The organism is Hoyosella altamirensis, from assembly GCF_014191505.1.
Classification (GTDB): Bacteria; Actinomycetota; Actinomycetes; order Mycobacteriales; family Mycobacteriaceae; genus Hoyosella; species Hoyosella altamirensis.
Genome location: NZ_JACHWS010000003.1, coordinates 658,270 through 676,007, shown reverse-complemented (window position 1 = coordinate 676,007; position 17,738 = coordinate 658,270). Strand labels below are relative to the sequence as shown.

Annotated in this window: 17 protein-coding genes; 14 read left to right on the top strand and 3 right to left on the bottom strand. The window is 62.7% G+C overall.

The annotated features are described in order from the left end of the window. Positions 1-2 precede the first annotated feature (2 nt). From FHU29_RS17255 to holA, 9 genes are all read left to right on the top strand, one after another. The gene (locus tag FHU29_RS17255) at positions 3-1,475 is read left to right on the top strand and encodes a vWA domain-containing protein (RefSeq protein WP_064439316.1); all 1,473 of its coding nucleotides are present in this window, start codon (positions 3-5) and stop codon (positions 1,473-1,475) included. Positions 1,476-1,550: 75 nt separating this feature from the next. Then, positions 1,551-2,231 (top strand): nicotinate-nucleotide adenylyltransferase, encoded by a 681-nt coding sequence (gene nadD / locus FHU29_RS17250; RefSeq protein ID WP_064439315.1) that lies wholly within the window; start codon positions 1,551-1,553, stop codon positions 2,229-2,231. Next, the gene (gene rsfS / locus FHU29_RS17245; protein ID WP_064439314.1) at positions 2,228-2,608 is read left to right on the top strand and encodes a ribosome silencing factor; all 381 of its coding nucleotides are present in this window, start codon (positions 2,228-2,230) and stop codon (positions 2,606-2,608) included. The genes nadD and rsfS overlap by 4 nt, the downstream gene beginning before the upstream one ends. 11 nt (positions 2,609-2,619) lie before the next feature. After that, on the top strand, positions 2,620-3,288 hold the full coding sequence (locus tag FHU29_RS17240) for a histidine phosphatase family protein (protein WP_064439313.1): 669 nt from the start codon (positions 2,620-2,622) through the stop codon (positions 3,286-3,288). Then, a complete protein-coding gene (gene octT / locus FHU29_RS17235; RefSeq protein WP_064439312.1) occupies positions 3,278-4,036 on the top strand; it encodes a diglucosylglycerate octanoyltransferase in 759 nt (252 codons plus the stop codon). Before FHU29_RS17240 ends, octT begins: the two co-directional genes overlap by 11 nt. Before the next feature lie 17 nt (positions 4,037-4,053). Then, positions 4,054-4,896 carry a DegV family protein gene (locus FHU29_RS17230; protein ID WP_064439311.1) on the top strand — a complete coding sequence of 281 codons (843 nt, stop codon included), beginning with the start codon at positions 4,054-4,056 and terminating at the stop codon, positions 4,894-4,896. 105 nt (positions 4,897-5,001) lie between these two features. Next, positions 5,002-5,919: a ComEA family DNA-binding protein gene (locus FHU29_RS17225; RefSeq protein ID WP_064439310.1), complete on the top strand. Its 918-nt coding sequence runs from the start codon at positions 5,002-5,004 to the stop codon at positions 5,917-5,919. Then, the gene (locus FHU29_RS17220) at positions 5,900-8,326 is read left to right on the top strand and encodes a ComEC/Rec2 family competence protein (RefSeq protein ID WP_083962175.1); all 2,427 of its coding nucleotides are present in this window, start codon (positions 5,900-5,902) and stop codon (positions 8,324-8,326) included. Before FHU29_RS17225 ends, FHU29_RS17220 begins: the two co-directional genes overlap by 20 nt. Before the next feature lies 1 nt (position 8,327). After that, positions 8,328-9,284 (top strand): DNA polymerase III subunit delta, encoded by a 957-nt coding sequence (holA, locus tag FHU29_RS17215; protein WP_064439309.1) that lies wholly within the window; start codon positions 8,328-8,330, stop codon positions 9,282-9,284. A 61-nt stretch (positions 9,285-9,345) separates the two neighbouring features. Here the strand turns inward: holA and rpsT are convergent, their stop codons facing one another. Further along, positions 9,346-9,609 carry a 30S ribosomal protein S20 gene (gene rpsT / locus FHU29_RS17210; RefSeq protein WP_064439308.1) on the bottom strand — a complete coding sequence of 88 codons (264 nt, stop codon included), beginning with the start codon at positions 9,607-9,609 and terminating at the stop codon, positions 9,346-9,348. Between the two features lie 138 nt (positions 9,610-9,747). Between rpsT and FHU29_RS17205 the strand changes: the two genes are divergently transcribed. The 4 genes from FHU29_RS17205 to FHU29_RS17190 all read left to right on the top strand — a co-directional run bounded on the left by FHU29_RS17205 (position 9,748) and on the right by FHU29_RS17190 (position 13,818). Continuing rightward, entirely contained in the window at positions 9,748-10,275 is a 528-nt protein-coding gene (locus FHU29_RS17205) for a DUF1648 domain-containing protein (RefSeq protein WP_157094952.1), read from the top strand. Between the two features lie 108 nt (positions 10,276-10,383). Further along, complete coding sequence (locus tag FHU29_RS17200; protein WP_064439509.1) at positions 10,384-11,994, top strand: circularly permuted type 2 ATP-grasp protein; 1,611 nt, start codon at positions 10,384-10,386, stop codon at positions 11,992-11,994. A 13-nt stretch (positions 11,995-12,007) separates the two neighbouring features. Further along, entirely contained in the window at positions 12,008-12,979 is a 972-nt protein-coding gene (locus FHU29_RS17195) for an alpha-E domain-containing protein (RefSeq protein ID WP_064439306.1), read from the top strand. Further along, positions 12,976-13,818: a transglutaminase family protein gene (locus tag FHU29_RS17190; RefSeq protein ID WP_232322888.1), complete on the top strand. Its 843-nt coding sequence runs from the start codon at positions 12,976-12,978 to the stop codon at positions 13,816-13,818. The genes FHU29_RS17195 and FHU29_RS17190 overlap by 4 nt, the downstream gene beginning before the upstream one ends. A gap of 13 nt (positions 13,819-13,831) precedes the next feature. On the opposite strand, the gene FHU29_RS17185 is transcribed toward FHU29_RS17190, so the two are convergent. Further along, on the bottom strand, positions 13,832-14,974 hold the full coding sequence (locus FHU29_RS17185; RefSeq protein WP_064439305.1) for a peptidoglycan recognition protein family protein: 1,143 nt from the start codon (positions 14,972-14,974) through the stop codon (positions 13,832-13,834). Between the two features lie 297 nt (positions 14,975-15,271). Here FHU29_RS17185 and lepA point away from each other — a divergent pair, with 297 nt between their 5' ends. After that, complete coding sequence (gene lepA / locus FHU29_RS17180) at positions 15,272-17,128, top strand: translation elongation factor 4 (protein ID WP_157094950.1); 1,857 nt, start codon at positions 15,272-15,274, stop codon at positions 17,126-17,128. Here the strand turns inward: lepA and FHU29_RS17175 are convergent, their stop codons facing one another. Then, on the bottom strand, positions 17,129-17,707 hold the full coding sequence (locus FHU29_RS17175; protein WP_083962173.1) for a TetR/AcrR family transcriptional regulator: 579 nt from the start codon (positions 17,705-17,707) through the stop codon (positions 17,129-17,131). Positions 17,708-17,738: the final 31 nt, after the last annotated feature.

The following is a 17,738-nucleotide window of genomic DNA, read 5'->3' as shown; positions in this document are numbered from 1 at the left end:
CGATGGCGCAGCACCAGATTCCGAAGCCCCCGAAAGGTCCTGGGGGGCGGGGTCCGCTAGCGCCGTACGGGCTGCCCGGGCATCTGGCGGGATTTGTGGAAGCATTGCGCGCCAAAGGGCTTCCGGTCGGTCCAGCTGAGACTGTTGATGCCGGACGCGTCATCACACACCTTGACCTCCTCGACCGGGCGGTACTGCGGGAAGGTCTTGCCTGCGCGTTGGTTCGCCGTGCGACACACCGGCCCATCTTTGACGACTTGTTCGACCTGTGGTTCCCGGCAGCGGTTGGTGCGAAGGTTACTCCCGACGCGAAGTTCGACGTGCCGCGCACTCCAGACGGCGACATCGACGTTCCCGCACTGCGAGATCTGCTTGCGGAAATACTCGCCAGCGACTCAATGGATTTGCAAGACGACCTCGATTCCCTCGTCACAATAATCGTTGACGAACTCGGCGCGTACCGGTCCATCAACGGGGAGTCGTATTCGGCGTATCAGGCAATGCAGTCGGTAGCACCCGATGTCGTGATGAAGAAGGTACTCGATGGGCTACTCAAGCCGCCTGCGGACGCCCCGGAAAACTCGGAGGCCCCGGAACCGTTCGCCGAAGAGATCGCGAAACGTAATGCGGCAGAATTGGTCTCGCGGCTGCGCGGCTCGATTGAGCGGGAAACCCGGCGTCGCGTTGCCGAGCGTCTCGGCAAGGAGAAAGTCACCTCCTACGCGGTGCCTAAGGTGGCCGAGCAGGTGGACTTCCTGCGAGCATCCGATGATGACCTTGCCGCGTTACGGCGCACTGTTGCCCCGCTAGCCAGATTGCTTGCGACACGGCTCGCCGCGCGGCGGAAGCGTTATCGCACCGGCGCGATCGACATTCGCCGCACGATGCGCAAATCGATGACCACAGGTGGGGTACCAATCGACCTAGTGCTTCATACGCCGCGGCCAGCGCGCCCCGAACTCGTGGTGCTGTGCGACATGTCGGGATCGGTTGCGGGATTCAGCAACTTCACGCTCCAGCTCGTTCACGCACTGCGGGAACAATTCTCACGCGTCCGCGTGTTCGCGTTCATCGACACCACGGACGAAGTCACAAATTTTCTCGACGCGGGTTCCGAGCTCGGCGTCGCTGTCTCGAGGATGATCCGTGAAGCCCGCCTGATCACCTACGACGGGCACTCCGATTACGGGCACGCGCTTGGCACTTTTGTCGAGAAGTTCGGTGATGCTCTCACCAGCAGATCCTCGTTGCTCATCCTCGGTGATGGACGCACCAACTATCGCGACCCGAATCTGGCGGCACTCGCGCACATGGTGACGCTCGCGAAGCACGCGCATTGGCTGAACCCCGAACCTGCCCGGCAGTGGGCGACTGGTGACTCGGCTGCGGAGGCGTACCGGCAGCTGATCCCAATGCATGAATGTCGCACCGCGGAGCACCTCGCAGCAGTCGTTGCGCGGCTGCTGCCCGTGTGAGCCGTAAGGTGAACACTCGTGCAGCAACAGCCGGAAGCAGGAGGGCACGAAAAACGGAATCGCCGAATTGGGGTGATGGGAGGCACCTTCGATCCCGTCCACAACGGCCACCTCGTCGCAGCGAGCGAAGTGGCTGACCGATTCGGGCTCGATGAAGTCATCTTCGTTCCTACGGGGCAGCCGTGGCAGAAGGCCGACCGCGACGTGAGCGCGGCGGAAGACCGGTATTTGATGACCGTCATCGCAACAGCCTCGAACCCGCGCTTCTCGGTCAGTCGCGTCGACATCGATCGTCAGGGCATCACCCGCACCGTCGACACACTGCGAGATCTGCGCCGTATGCATCCGGACGCGGAGCTCTACTTCATTACCGGAGCCGACGCGCTGGCCAGCATATTATCGTGGCAGGCGTGGAAGGAACTGTTCGATCTCGCACGGTTCGTGGGTGTGAGCCGGCCGGGGTATGAATTGCATATCGAGCATCTCTCCGGCCACCTGGGTGACTACCCAGACGACACAGTGACACTGATCGAGATCCCCGCGCTGGCCATCTCATCGAGCGAATGCCGACAGCGCGCCCGTTCGGGACGCCCCGTCTGGTATCTCGTTCCGGACGGGGTGGTGCAGTACATCACGAAGCGTGGTCTCTACCAGCCACGAGACCGCGATGCTGCATCTGCGTCCGCGCCAAGGCAGAATAACGGGGGCAACGATGTCCAGGGGAACCACCATAAGACTTCAGGAGACGACACGTGACAGCATCCGATGATGCGATCCGCGCGGCACGCATTGCCGCTCTCGCCGCTGCCGACAAGAAAGCGACCAACGTGGTCGTGCTGGACGTCTCTGAGCAGCTGGTGATCACGGACTGCTTCGTCATCGCGTCCGGCTCCAACGAACGCCAGGTGACAGCGATCGTTGACAGCGTGGAAGAGAAGCTGCGCGAGGCTGGCCACAAACCAGCACGGCGTGAAGGCGCGCGGGAGGGGCGCTGGGCGCTCCTGGACTACGTCGACATCGTCGTCCACATTCAGCACGACGATGAACGCAACTTCTACGGTCTCGAGCGGCTGTGGAAAGACTGTCCCGCAATCGAGGTCGAGGGCCTCGACGCCGGCTCTGCACCGAGCTGACAGGGCACTTGATGACTACGCCAGCCAGGGTCCGGCGTCTCATTTTGCTCCGCCACGGACAGACCGTCTATAACGCTGATGCGCGCATGCAGGGCCAGATTGACACGGAACTCTCCGAACTCGGTGTTGAGCAGGCCGTCCGCGCCGCCCAGGTCCTCGCCCGCTGCAAGCCATCAGCAGTGCTTTCCTCAGACTTGAAACGGGCGCACGACACGGCACTTGCGCTAGGTGCGGAAGTGGGCATCGACGTCATCACTGATGTGCGTCTGCGCGAAACACACCTCGGAGTGTGGCAGGGGTGTACACACACGGAAGTGGATACCGAGTACCCCGGTGCACGCGCCTACTGGCGAGACAACGCGACGTGGGCACCGCCCGGCGGAGAAAGCCGAGTCGATGTCGCTCGGCGCTCAGTGCCGGTCGTTGACGAGCTGCTCGGGAGTGACGAGTACGCCGACTGGTCGACGCGCCCAATCGTTCTCGTCGCCCACGGTGGCCTGATCGCCGCGCTGACCGCGCAGTTGCTTGACCTTCCGGTGTCGCGCTGGCCGATCCTTGGGGGCCTAGGCAACGCCAGCTGGGTTCAGCTCCGCCATTTCAGCACTGCGGAGCCGACCAGCGGACAATGGCGGCTCGATGTGTGGAACTCGTCTGCTGAGGTCGCCCCCGATGCCGTCTGACACGAGCGATACGCTGCTGGTCCTTGGTGATTCGCTGGCGTTTTATGGGCCGAAGGGTGGATTGCCTGCGGACGATCCCCGGCTCTGGCCTAACCTCGTCGCGGAAGAACTTGGGCTAAGAGCGCATCTGTGCGCGCGAGTCGGATGGACGACGAGGGACGCGTGGTGGGCGCTGACGCAGGATCCACAGGTGTGGTCAGTGATTCCGCGTGCGCGTGCAGTCGTGATCGCGGTCGGCGGCATGGACTCGCTGCCATCACCACTTCCGACAGCTCTGCGTGAACACATCCGTTATGTGAGACCGCCGGCTCTGCGCCGCGTGGTCCGTGGCGCGTACCGTCACGTCCAGTCAGCGTTGTCTCCTGTTGGGTGGCCGATGGCGTTGCCGCCGCGCCTCACCGTGTCCTATCTGGAGGAGATGCGGTCTGCGCTCAACGCAGTGCGGCCCGATCTGCCTGTTTTCGCCACCTTGCCTGCGCTGCAGCACAGCAAGTACTACAGCTATTCGCAGCCTGGGCAGCCCCGCACTTCACGGGCAGTGTCGGCGTGGGCCGCGCAGCATGCGGTCCCGCTCGTCGACCTCGCTGCTGCCACCATCGCTCACCTCAGAGCAGGTGAGGGGAACCCAGACGGCATCCACTGGAATTTCGACGCGCACCGCCGGGTTGCCGGACTCATGCGCGACGCTATCGTGTCCGGTGTGGGTGAATCGCTAACCCATCCAGTAGACGACCTAAGCCAGGCCTAACGAAAGACGGTGCAGCTTTGGCAGTCATCGTGGTAACTGACTCGTCATCCACCCTGCCCGGTGAAATCACCGGCGAGTACGGCATTCGGGTGGTGCCACTGCATATCCTCTCGGACGGCCATGATTTCCGTGAGGGCATCGACGCGATACCGGATTCGGTGTGGCGGGCAACGGGAGTCTCCACGGCCGGGGCCTCCCCGCTGGAAATGCGGGAGGCGTTCGAGCGGGCTCATCAGCTCAGTGGTGGTGACGGCGTGGTAGGTGTGTTCATATCTCGCCAGCTGTCGTCGACGTGGGATGCTGCGCGACAGGCAGCGCTGGAGGTTGGGAGAGTCCGGATTGTCGACTCTGCAGCCGCCGGGCTAGGCCTTGGCTTCGCGGTGCGGGCCGCGGCAGTTGAGGCATCGAATGGATCTGACCTTGACACGGTATACGCGGCCGCAGTGGACGCTGCGAAGCGCGCATATTCTTTCGTCTATGTGAATCAGCTCGACAACTTGCGGCGAGGCGGCCGGATTGGTACCGCAGCCGCGATGTTCGGGACTGCCCTTGCGATCAAACCCGTCCTGCAGCTCTCGAACGGGAAGCTGACGGTTCGGGAGAAGACGCGCACTGCGTCGAAGGCGCTCGTCCGCCTCGTCGATGTTGCGGCTGAGGCCGCGCGAGCTAAAGGAGCTGATGGGAGGCTCTGCGTGGCCGTCCAGCACCTCGAAGCGGAGGAGCGTGCCCACGAGGTGCTTGAGCGTTTCAGAAAGAAGGTTCCAGACGTGGAGGAATCGCTCGTCGGTGACCTTGGCGCGGTGCTCGGTGTGCACCTGGGGCCTGGCGCGCTGAGCATCTCGGTATACCGGCATTGCTGAGCCCGCGACCTCTGGATATTTCTTGTTATCCACAGGATCGAGTTATCCACAGTCGGCCGCGGGCCAGAACTGACGGTATCGCCGGGTTGTAGTTACCTTCGCATCATGCATGACGAAAGCCGAACTGCCGACGACGCCCAGGCACGTTTTCGGCAGCTGATGGAGATGCCGTTGCGAGCTTCAGGTCTCCGGCCGGGGCATGATGCGGGCCTGCTCCAGGCGGACAACGAAACCGAATGCGCAGCGCCTCCTTGGTTCACCGAGACGGAGCCTCGGTCAGCGTCGTGGCGGCAGCGAATACGCCTGGACCTGACCAGAGCCGGAGCGGTCGCGCTGGTTAGTGTCGGGCTGCTTGGCGCGCTCTTCGCGGGTTTCGTAATGCTCAGGGACAGCCACGGCACCGGCGCGACAGTCGGGGTTGTGCCGGTCACGGACGGTACAGACCTGGCAGCATTGAGCGCACCCGACTCGGCGGACGCCGGTCATGGCCATGGCCCCTCCCCGGGAGTCGGCGAATCTCCGGGTGCGGAGGTGGAGCATTCCGCCTATGTGATCGTGAGTGTCGCGGGACATGTCCAGCAGCCCGGCCTGGTCGAGCTCAGCGAGGGCGCTCGCGTCGCGGACGCGCTCAGCAGCGCGGGTGGCGCCCTGCCTAAGGCGGATCTCATCACTCTCAACCTTGCCCAGCCGCTCTCCGATGGCGACCAGATCGTAGTGGGACGGCGAGACGGAGGTAGTGACGACATCCCGCATGTCAGCATGATTCTCCGCACCGGTGCCCCAGTAATGGCTGGGGATTCAGGTGGAACTGTTGGTGGCGCAACCGCGGCGCCACTCGTCAACCTCAACACCGCGACTGAGAGCGACCTCGTTGCCCTGCCTGGCGTCGGTCCGGTCACTGCTGGCGCGATAATCGAATGGCGGTCAACGAATGGCCAGTTCAGCAGCATCGAAGAGCTGAGGCAAGTACGGGGAATCGGTCCGGCTAAGCTCGACCAGATCCGTGACCACGTCACTGTCTGACGCGGCTGCACCACCAAGCCAGGTCCGGGCACTCGATGTCAGACTGCTGCCAGCTGCTTTGCTGACGTGGGCTTCAGTTCTGCTTGCCGCGTACGCCGGGTACCGGGCTGTGCTTATTGGTGCGCTGATTCTCAGCGTGGCTGCCCTCGGGCTTGCGGTGATGCAGCCTCGGGTTAGTTTCACGATTCATCGCTCAGTTGCTCGAGTTCTGGTCGCCGTGCTGCTGTTCGGTGCGGCGGTGTGCGCAGCAGCAGGGGCGCGCGCATATTCGGCTGAAATGAGCCCGCTGCGCAGCCTGGCTGTCGAAGCGTCACAGGCACAGCTGGAGGTGATCGTGCGCAGCGATCCGCGGCTAGTCAGTCCAGGCCCCGATGGGAGGCCGCGCTTCCTGATTCGCGCGTCCGCCCGCGCGTACCAGTCGGCAACACAGCCCGACCAATGGGCGCAGACCCGCGGAGTGCTCACGGTCTTCGCGAGTGGGCACGCGTGGCAAGAGCTCCGACCGGGAGAGACGGTTGTCCTGCGGGGGCAAGTATCCGAACCTTCCCGGCGGGACTTCACCGTCGCGACACTCTTTGCGCGCGGCGATCCGCAGGTCATCGCGGAGTCCTCAGCGCTGCAGCGGAGCGCGTCGGATGTTCGGGCATCGTTCATCGGAGTAGTCTCGTCCACCCTCGGTGAGGAGCAGGCGCAGCTTCTGCCCGGGCTGGTGATTGGCGACCGTTCTGCGATGTCCCAACGGTTGCGCGACGTCTTCATCGCAACGAGCCTGACGCATCTGACTGTGGTGTCCGGTACGCACGTGACGATCGTGTGCGGTGCCGTGCTCCTCACGGCGCGGTACGCGACGGGATCGAGGCGGCTGTCCGCCGTTGTGACCGGTGTGGCGCTGCTCTGGTTCGTGATCGTGTGCCGTCCTGAACCCAGCGTGCTGCGTGCTGCCGCGATGGGTTCGGTGACTCTCCTTGCCCTCATCAGCGGGCGACGGCGCCAAGCATTGCCAGCGCTGCATGCAGCCGTCATCGTCCTGCTGCTTGTGCGACCGCAGCTGGCGACCGATCTTGGCTTCGCGCTGTCCGTCACCGCGACCGCCGGGATCGTGGTGCTTACACCGCCACTGACGGACTTGCTGGTGCGCAGGAGAGTGCCGAAGCTCCTCGCTTCCGTGCTGGCTGTGTCGGTGACCGCACACTTCGTCACTGCCCCGCTCATAGCGGGGTTTGCGGGGCAATTCAGCGTCGTCGGAGTTCTCGCGAATCTCCTTGCCGCTCCCGTTGTGACTGTGTCGATAGTCGGTGGCTATGCCGGTCTTCTGCTTGCGCCGATCTGGACGGGCGGGGCAGCAGCTGTTCTGACTGTCACGGGCATACCAGTCACCTGGCTGCTCGCTGTGGCGAGGTATTGCGCGGGCCTGCCCCACGCGCTGATCACGGTACCTGCGGGCCTTGCAGGTGCGGGGGCGATGGTGGTGGTTATCGTCGCGGGGGTCCTCTCGATCCGGTTCCGCCGTTCGCGAGGTGTGGTTCTCGCGGCGGCGGCGGGGTTCGTGGCGCTCTTCGTGCCGGTGAAGCTGCTGAGTGTCGCGGGGCTGTACGGCCCTGGCTTCCCGCCCAGGGATTGGATAGTTGCCGCGTGTGACGTCGGCCAGGGAGACGGGTTCGCGCTATCACTCAGCCCTGGGACCACCGTCATCGTGGATGCCGGACCTGACCCGGAGGCCATTGACAGATGTCTCAGGCGGTTACGGGTTCGCGAAATCGATCTCGTCATCCTCACGCATATGCACGCAGACCATGTCACAGGCCTGCCAGGTGTGTTGCGTGGCAGACAGGTCGGTGCTGTCGCTGTGGGTGTGGGCCGCGATCCAAGTACGGGCTTCGACGTGGTCCAGGACGCTGTGGCGTCAGCAGGGGTCGCCCTTGTCGAACTTAACGAGGGTCAGGAACTGCAGCTCGGTGATGCCGTGTTGCGGGTCCTAGGTCCTCCGACGGACCGGGCGCGGTTCCTTGCGCCGAACGACCAGTCACTGGTCGTGTCCATCACGTCGCGGACACACCCTTGGCCTGGCTTCACAGCTTTGTTTACGGGCGACGCGGAGGAGGAATCGCAGCAGTGGCTGCTAGCCGAGTACGAGCCGTCGGACTTGCGGGCAGATGTGTTCACAGTTCCGCATCACGGCGCGGGGACGACAATACCGCGGTTCATCAGCACCGTCGGTCCCTCGGTGTCACTTATTGGTGTGGGAGCCGACAACTCATACGGTCACCCCCACGCCGATGTGCTTGCGACTCTTCAGACAGTGGACAGCATTATCGGCCGGGCTGATGACCACGGTCTTGTGGCGGTGTTGGCGAGGGACGGGGAACTGGTCGTGGTGGGAGAGCGGGCCAGTGTGCCAGTATCGTGACGTGCCAACAGTAGAGCCGCTGCATCTTCTCCTCGGTGACGAGGAATTCCTGATCGAACGGGGAGTCGGGTCTGTCTTGTCCGCTGTCCGCGCTGCGTCCGGAGACAGCGATATCCAGGTAAGCCGGGTGCGCGCGGGCGACCTCGGCACTGCGCAGCTAGCTGAGTTACTCAGCCCGTCTCTTTTCGGTGAGGACCGAGTCGTCGTTCTCGAGTCAGCGCATGAAGCGGGAAAGGATGCAGTTGCGCTTGTGCGGGATATCGCGGCTGACCTCCCCAGCGGAGTCACCCTGGTGGTGATCCATTCTGGTGGCGGGCGCGCGAAAACCCTTGCCAGCGACCTGCAGAAGCGTGGTGCCGAGGTGCATAGGTGCCTGAAACTCAATGCCACGGAGCGTGCTGAGTTCGTGCGATCGGAGTTCCGTTCGCATGGGGTACGAGCGTCTCCCGAAGTCATCACCACGCTGGTCGAGGCCGTCGGCTCGAATGTGCGTGAACTTGCCTCGGCCTGTTCTCAGCTGGCCGCCGACACCGGCGGGAAGGTCGACGCCGCGGCAGTCACACGCTATTACTCAGGCCGCGCGGAGGTCAGCGGCTTCGATGTCGCGGAGAAAGCGGTCACGGGCAGCCGTGCCGCAGCGCTCGAGGCGCTGCGCTGGGCCCATCACAGCGGTGTGCCGCACGTCGTTCTGGCTGACGCGCTGGGAGAGACCGTCCGTGCCATCGCGCGGGTGAGCGCAGCAGGGCGGGGTGACCCCAACCGGCTCGCACCGCAACTCGGTATGCCTCCGTGGAAGGTACGGAAAACGCAGGCGCAGGCACGGAACTGGAATCCGGACACGTTGGGGCGTGCTCTCGGAATCGTTGCCCGTCTCAACGGTGATGTCAAAGGCGGCGCGGCCGACACGAGTTACGCCCTCGAGCGTGCGGTTATCGGCGTGGCCGCCCTCGCTCGCTGAGAAGTGCGCAAAAGAGCCGCACAGGGACCCTGTGCGGCTCTTTGACGAGTTGGGTTAGAACTCAGCCGAGCTTGTTGTAAGCCTGCGCCATCGCAGACTTCTTGTTCGCGGCCTGGTTCTTGTGGATGACACGAGCAGTCGCAGCCTTGTCGAGATGACGGCTTGCAGCCTGCAGGCGCTCTTGTGCTTCGGCCTTGTCGCCTGCGGCAGCCGCCTCGCGGAACTTCCGGATGGCGGTGCGCAGCGCGGACTTAACCGACTGGTTGCGGAGCCGGTTACGCTCGTTGGTGCGGATCCGCTTCACCTGGGACTTGATGTTGGCCACGCGTACAACCTCTGGTCAGTTTGGTATTAAAGGGAAAAACTGGCACTTCCCGTAACCTTCGCTCAAGGCGTGAGGGGAGTGCGTGCGCAGCAGTCATTGGCTGACCGTGCGCGCCGAAGGAGAAGGCTACCACCTGCGGTGACCTCAGTACAAACGCCGCATGTACTGTCGATGGCGATGGGCGAAATGTGGCAAGACAACAATCCTCGCTGGAAGGCGTATCTGGGGTTCCCAGCGCTGGTCGTGGCGGCGACCATGGTGACGATACTGATGTGGCTTCCGGATCTCCCAAGTCAGATTGCGACGCAATGGTCAGCCGACGGACAGGTGACTAGCCAGAGTTCTCCTTTCGTCATGCTCGTCACCTACTTGCTGCCCATTTTCGTCGCGATCTTGATCCCGCTCGTCATTGGGCACTACCAGACGGGCGACTCATCGCTCGCGCAATGGGGCATCCGGCTCGCGTACGCACTGGGCTGGTTCGTTTCGGTTCTGATTTCCGCGCTGGTTCTGATGCTCCTAGCGCGACAGCGTGGCGCGCAGGCGGCTCTCGAAGCGCCAGCACCTGACTGGTCCATGATCGCAATTTCGTTCGTGGCAGCTCTCGTCGCGGGAGCCGTAGGAGCGACGCTGGCTCCCGTTACGAAATCCGAAACGCGACCTTAACGCCAGATGCGCCGAAGTCGCGTGCTGAGCGGGTGGATCTGTAGCACCATTGAGTGAGTGAGTTCCCGAACGAAGTCGCTGAGTGCGCAGAGCGCGCTATACGAGGCACTGCACAAGTCCGATGATCCCGCGGCCGGCAACGGTGAATACGTCTTTGGGGGGTATGCGGATACGGGACCGCATTATGAGCACTACGCTCTCGCGCACGACGAGATGTTCGACGCCGAAGGCAACGTGCGGTCAGCGTACAAGGGCATTTTCAAAGCTCTCGCGCCAGCGACCGCGAATGACCTCGCTGCACGGGCAGACGCGCTGGGGCGTGCTTTCCTCGATCAGGGCATCACGTTCTCACTGTCCGGGCAGGAGCGGCCGTTTCCGCTTGACCTCATCCCGCGTGTGATTGCCGCTGGCGAATGGACGAAGCTCGAGCGGGGAATCAAGCAGCGAGTACAGGCCCTGGAACTCTTCCTTGACGATGTGTACGGCGAGCAGAACATTCTGCGAGATGGAGTCCTGCCTCGGCGGCTGATCACCTCATGCCAGCACTTCCACCGCGAAGCCGCGGGTATTGTTCCGCCCAACGAGGTCCGCATCCACGTCGCGGGGATCGATCTGATCCGTGATGATCACGGGACTTTTCGGGTGCTTGAAGACAACCTGCGCTCGCCGTCAGGGGTCTCGTACGTGCTGGAAAACCGGCGGACAATGACGCGAGTTTTCCCGGATCTGTTCGCAAGCCACCGGGTGCGTGCGGTAGCCGACTATCCCGCATATCTGCTCCGGGCGCTGCGCAACTCCGCTGCGCTGAACGAAGCCGACCCCACGGTTGTCGTGCTGACTCCCGGTGTCGCCAATTCCGCGTACTTCGAACATTCGCTTCTCGCTCGGCAAATGGGAGTCGAACTCGTCGAGGGCCGGGACCTGTTCTGCCGCGACAACATTGTCTACATGCGCACGACCGAGGGTGAGCAGCAGGTCGATGTCATTTATCGTCGCATCGACGACGAATTCCTCGATCCGCTGCAGTTCCGGCCCAATTCGGTTCTCGGTGTGCCTGGCATTCTGAACGCGGCCCGGGCAGGAAACGTCGTGATCTCCAGTGCTGTTGGCAACGGCGTGGGTGACGACAAGCTCATCTACACCTACGTACCGACGATCATCGAGTATTACCTGAACGAGAAGCCCAGCCTGCCTAACGTGGATACATTCCGCTGCTGGATTCCCGAGGAACTCGAGGAAGTTCTCGACCGGATCGACGAACTCGTTGTGAAACCAGTGGAGGGCTCAGGCGGATACGGAATCGTCTTCGGGCCGGATGCTTCGCCCGCTCAGTTGAAGAAGCTCTCCAAGCAACTCCGTGATTCGCCCCGTGACTGGATCGCGCAGCCTGTGGTCCAGCTATCGACGGTGCCGACGAAATCAGGAGATGAGCTAGCGCCGCGTCACGTCGACCTGCGTCCCTTCGCGGTCAACGACGGCGACGACGTCTGGGTGCTTCCAGGTGGCCTTACACGTGTAGCTCTGACGGAGGGTTCCCTGGTGGTGAATTCCAGCCAGGGCGGGGGGAGTAAGGACACGTGGGTGCTGGCGACGACGCGCTCGGCGGCTCAGGACCGCGAACTCGCGGGCGAGGAGCTCGTCAGTGAGGTCAAGACCGCGCACAAAGCGGAGACCGGTCCCGAACTTGCGATCGACCAAGAACAACAACAGCAGCAGTAGGAGGTGACGGTCGGTGCTGGCACGAAATGCAGAATCGCTGTACTGGATAGGGCGATATGTCGAACGCGCTGATGATCTCGCGCGAATTCTCGATGTAGCAGTCCATCATCTCCTTGAGGATTCGACCGTCGATCCAGATCGCGCGTCGCGGGTGCTTCTCCGTGTTCTGGGCACCAATCCGCCGGACGGTCCGCTCGACGTGTGGTCGCTGACCGAACGCGTCGCGTATAGCCGTGAGGATTCAGGATCCATCGTCGACTCACTGACCAGCGCACGAGATAACGCGCGCGGCGCACGCGAAGTGACATCCGCCGAGATGTGGGAATGCCTGAACACCACCGTCAACGGCCTCGCGTCCCGTGAGCGCGCGGCGCGGTTGCTCGGTCCGCACGAGTTCTTCCGTTACGTCGAGGAACGCGCGGCGATGTTCGCCGGCTTGGTGGATACGACGCTGAGCCGGGACGACGGGTATCGCTTCTTAATCCTCGGCCGTTCGGTGGAGCGGATTGACATGCTCGTGCGTCTGCTGCTTTCCCGGGCGGGCGATAGGGCCTCATCCCCGTCGTGGGTGACCGTGCTGCGTTCTGCGGGCGCACACGATACATACCTGCGCACCTATCGGGGTGCGCTCGACGCAGGCCGCGTCGTCGAGTTCCTCCTTCTCGACCGGCTGTTTCCGCGGTCAGTGTTCCACACGATCCGGACGGCAGAGGTCGCGCTGGAAGAACTTGATCACCGTCCACGCAGCCGGATCGGTGCGCGTGCCGAAGCTCTGCGGCTGCTCGGGCGCGCACGGAGTGAATTGGAGTTCCTTCGTCCGGGCATGCTCCTCGAGGATTTGCAGACGCGGCTTCTCAGTCTTCTCGAATTGTGCACCGAGGTGAACGAAGCCGTCGCCTTGCAGTACTTCCATTCCGCCCCCTGGGTCGCATGGACTGATGCCGGGACCCGTGTCGATGACGTCCATGTGGAGGCTGAACTGTGAACACCCGCATGCGGATCGTCCACACCACTGGCTACGCGTACGAGGCGCCAGTTACGAGGTCGTACAACGAGGCACGGCTGAGCCCGCGCAATGAACCGCGACAGAACGTCATTCTGAACAGGGTGGAAACGACCCCGGCCACCCGCTCGTACCGCTACACCGACTACTGGGGCACGCAGGTGACTGCTTTCGACCTGCACGCCCCGCACACAGAACTCGAGGTCGTCGGCTCGTCGGTTGTCGAGACAGATAGTAGTACGCGTCCAGAGGAGAAGATCACGTGGAAGGAACTCGCAACCGACCGCGTCACCGACTGGTTTAACGAGGCGCTCTCCAATACCCGATACGTTCCGTACGACAAGGAATTGATAGGTGTCGCAAAGGAGCTCAAGAAGGGGAAGGCTCCTGATGACGCGGTCGCGGAGATCGCGGGCTGGGTACATGACAGCATGTCGTATGTCCCCGGCACGACCGGTGTGCACACCTCCGCGGTTGAAGCGTGGGAGGAACGCAAAGGAGTGTGCCAAGATTACGCGCACCTGACGCTGCTGATGCTGCGCGGTGTTGGCGTACCGTGCCGCTACGTCTCTGGTTACCTGCACCCGCGGCGCGACGCTGCCGTGGGAGAGACGGTACAGGGGGAAAGCCACGCATGGATCGAAGCCTGGACTGGCGGTTGGTGGGGCTTCGATCCAACCAACGCGATTGAAGTGACCGAGCGCCACGTTGCGGTGGGTGTGGGCCGCGACTATAGAGACGTGCCGCCCTTGCGGGGTATTTACATTGGTGGCGAATCGAACGCCCTCGACGTGGTCGTTGAGATCACCCGGCTAGCGTGAGCCTGGACCGCGCCTACGCGTCCTGAACCTGGACGGGGATAACCTCTGCCACGGTCGCGGAAGCGGGCACGGCCCCTGCGGCGTTCTGCGTAGGGGCCGCCCCAGAGCCAAGGCGCTGGGCTACCGCGGCACGGATGTCACGGAAGTCCATCGCGACCGCGTCACCGGGGCAACTCGTCGAGTTGAGTTCCCTGTGCTGTGCCACCGACCAGACTAGAGCGGTGGCACCGGTCTCGGGGTTCGTGTAGCTGGTCTGCCCTTCGGGGTCGATGTTCAGTGCGCGACAGAGTTCGGTGAGTACTGCGATGAGGGTTTCGCGGGCTGCCTGTGTTGGCGCTTGGCTCGTGAAGTCGCCGAGCAGGCAGATCCCCAGGTTGCCTTCGTTGAATGCGTAGGCGTGCCCGCCCACCACAAGCTGATCGAGTGACGGGCCGTTACCCCCAAAAACGGGGGATTGGACCTCACCGGTGCTGCGCCCTGCATAGATCAGGCCGGCCGGGTCAATGAGCAGGTGGTAGCCGATGTCGCCCCAGCCGAGGGTCGCAGTGTGGTAGCGGTGGATGCCCCGTACCGTCGCGGCGGCGTTGCGAGCGGTGCCGATCGCAGAGTGGTGCACAGTGATGATCTGTGGGATGGCGAAACTGGGACTCCACCTGAGACCCCCGCTGGGACGTCGGCCGAGCGCCTCTTCCGCACCCCAGCCAGCGCGCGTGATCACCGGCAAGGAGAACAAGTTTGCGGTTTGTGAGAGGGGACTAGTCGCATTTCGCAAACCGCTGATCGCAACCGGAGTCGCCGCCGCGGAAACGTCATCATTCTCGATTTCGATGCTGGTGCACTCAGGTGGAATCGGCACGAGGTCTGCGGCGGTCCCGTAGGGCTGGAAGTCGGGACTATGCGAGGTCGGCCTAACCGGTATCCATTCGCTGGCAGACGTACCTGATGTGAAGCGGATGCGAGCGCTTGAGGTGGGTCTTTGGCTGAAGGTGACACCCACAAAATCGGCTTCTTGGGGAGGCGCCACCGGCTGCCCGATGGGCAGGATATGTCGTTCGCGTGGTGTGGCGACGGCGGGCGCAGCACCCGAGCTGATCGCGGCCGCACCCGCCACCGCGAGCGATGAGCCGACAACGAACTTCCGGCGGTTGATTGCCATCCGCACTCCTTGACCTCACGTGTCACTCTTACCGCAAAAAACCCGCGAGTAACCTTGTTGTCTAGAGGGTGGTGGACTAGGCGCGCGCTTTCCTCAGAACCGCCCACCTTGTGACCGCCTCGTTAGTCACCCGTGTCGCAGCTGCCACCCCATTTCGTCCTGTCTATCCGGTCACCGGAAGGGCAGGTTTTTTCTTATGTCCAGCGAGTAGCCATAGAATCAAGACCCTAAGGGTGTTTGCACGCACGTTTGCTCGCTCAGCATCCGCCGCCAACTGATCGCCACGTAAGGAGCCGAGTGCCTAGCTTTGCGGACACGACGTTCACCGATCCGTCCCGGATCCGGAACTTCTGCATCATCGCGCACATCGACCACGGGAAGTCGACGCTTGCCGACCGTATGCTGCAGCTCACGGGGGTGGTCGACGCACGATCTATGCGTGATCAATACCTCGACCGTATGGATATCGAGCGCGAACGCGGCATCACCATCAAGGCACAAAACGTGCGTTTGCCGTGGAGCGTGGAAGGTCCCGACGGAACGAAGGACGACTACGTTCTTCAGGTGATCGATACCCCCGGGCACGTCGACTTCACCTATGAGGTTTCCCGCGCGCTCGAGGCATGCGAGGGCGCAGTTCTGCTCGTTGACGCGGCGCAGGGTATCGAGGCGCAGACCCTGGCGAACCTGTACATGGCGCTCGAACGAGAACTGGAAATCATCCCTGTCCTGAACAAGATCGATCTGCCCGCAGCTGATCCTGATCGCTACGCGGAAGAGATCGCGCACATCGTCGACTGTGAGCCTGAGGACGTGCTCCGCGTATCGGGAAAGACGGGTATCGGGGTTACGGAACTCCTGGATGCTGTGGTGAAGAAGGTGCCACCACCGGTGGGCGACTCGGATGCGCCCGCGCGAGCAATGATCTTTGACTCGGTCTATGACACGTACCGTGGCGTCGTCACCTATGTGCGCGTGGTGGACGGCAAGATCACGCCACGGGAGAAGATCCTCATGATGTCGACGAAAGCGACACACGATCTGCTCGAAGTGGGAATCATCTCGCCGGACCCCAAACCGTGTGCCGGGCTCGGCGTCGGTGAGGTCGGTTATCTAATCACGGGTGTGAAAGACGTTCGCCAGTCACGAGTTGGGGACACCGTTACCGCTGCGCGGAAGGGTGCCTCGGAAGCGCTGACGGGTTACCGCGACCCAAAGCCGATGGTGTACTCCGGCCTGTACCCGGTCGACGGCTCTGACTATCCGGACCTTCGTGAAGCACTCGACAAGCTGCAGCTGAATGATGCAGCGCTCACGTACGAGCCTGAAACCTCGGTGGCGCTTGGATTCGGTTTCCGCTGCGGGTTCCTTGGCTTGCTGCACATGGAAATCACTCGTGACCGGCTCGAGCGTGAATTCGGGCTCGACCTTATCTCGACCGCTCCGAACGTTGTGTACCGCGTGGTCATGGAAGACGGGGCGGAGACAATCGTGACCAACCCATCTGACTGGCCGACAGGAAAGGTCCGGTCGGTCTTCGAGCCTATGGTGAAATGCACGATCATCACGCCGTCAGAGTTCATCGGCCCAGTGATGGAACTCTGTCAGTCTCGCCGCGGCGACATGAAGGGCATGGACTACCTTTCGGAGACTCGAGTAGAGATGCGCTACGTGATCCCGATGGCAGAGATCATCTTCGACTTCTTCGACGCATTGAAGTCGCGTACTCGCGGTTACGCATCACTCGACTATGAAGAGTCAGGTGAACAGGAAGCGCAGCTTGTGAAGGTCGACATCCTCTTGCAGGGGGAAGCGGTGGATGCGTTCAGTGCGATCGTGCACAAAGACGCCGCGCAGGCCTATGGGAACAAAATGGCCAACAAACTCAAAGATCTCATTCCGCGGCAGCAGTATGAAGTCCCGATTCAGGCAGCCATCGGTTCGAAGATCATCGCACGCGAGAATATCCGCGCAATCCGAAAAGATGTTCTGGCTAAGTGTTACGGCGGTGACATCAGCCGGAAGCGCAAGCTGCTCGAGAAGCAGAAGGAAGGCAAGAAGCGGATGAAGACAATCGGCCGCGTCGACGTACCGCAAGAGGCGTTCGTGGCGGCGTTGTCGACGGAGTCTTCAACCGACAAGCCTAAGAAGTAGTCACTGCTGGCCGGTGACGCCGCGGAGCAGCCATTCGAGTCCGGTCATGAAGTTCTGGCGCAAATCGCGCGGCTGCAATCGTGCGGTGGCGCCGACTTCGACAGTGGACTGGGCCGCTATCGCAGCGAAGCCAATCGTGTAGACGATCAGCACGCGCTGTGCTTCCCGGGCCGCCTCGGCGTCTACCCCGGCCCGCTCGAGGAGTAGCAGCATCTGGTCCCCGAGCCGCCAGGCGTTACGGCCGCGCGCGCCTTGCCGGGCAAGGAAGAGCGGGACAAGTTCACCGTGTCTGAGCAATGTGTCATAGGTGGACGTCATCATTGTGCTCAGTGCCTGCGTGGCATCTTCCTCAGTGGGGGAGGGTACTGCGGCGAGAACGTCGTCGAGTAACTCGTCGATGAGTGCCTGCTTGCTCGGCGTGTGGCTGTACAGGGCATTTGGTGCGACACCGAGCACGCGGGCGATCGCCCGCATGGACAGCCCTTCGTGGCCCTTTGCTTTGAGCAGCCCATGGGCGGCATCGAGGATGTCACGCAAGGTAATTCCTGCCCGTTTACCGGGCCCTCGGGGTGCCGTCACCTTGCTAACTGTACACCGTCCAGTTATATTG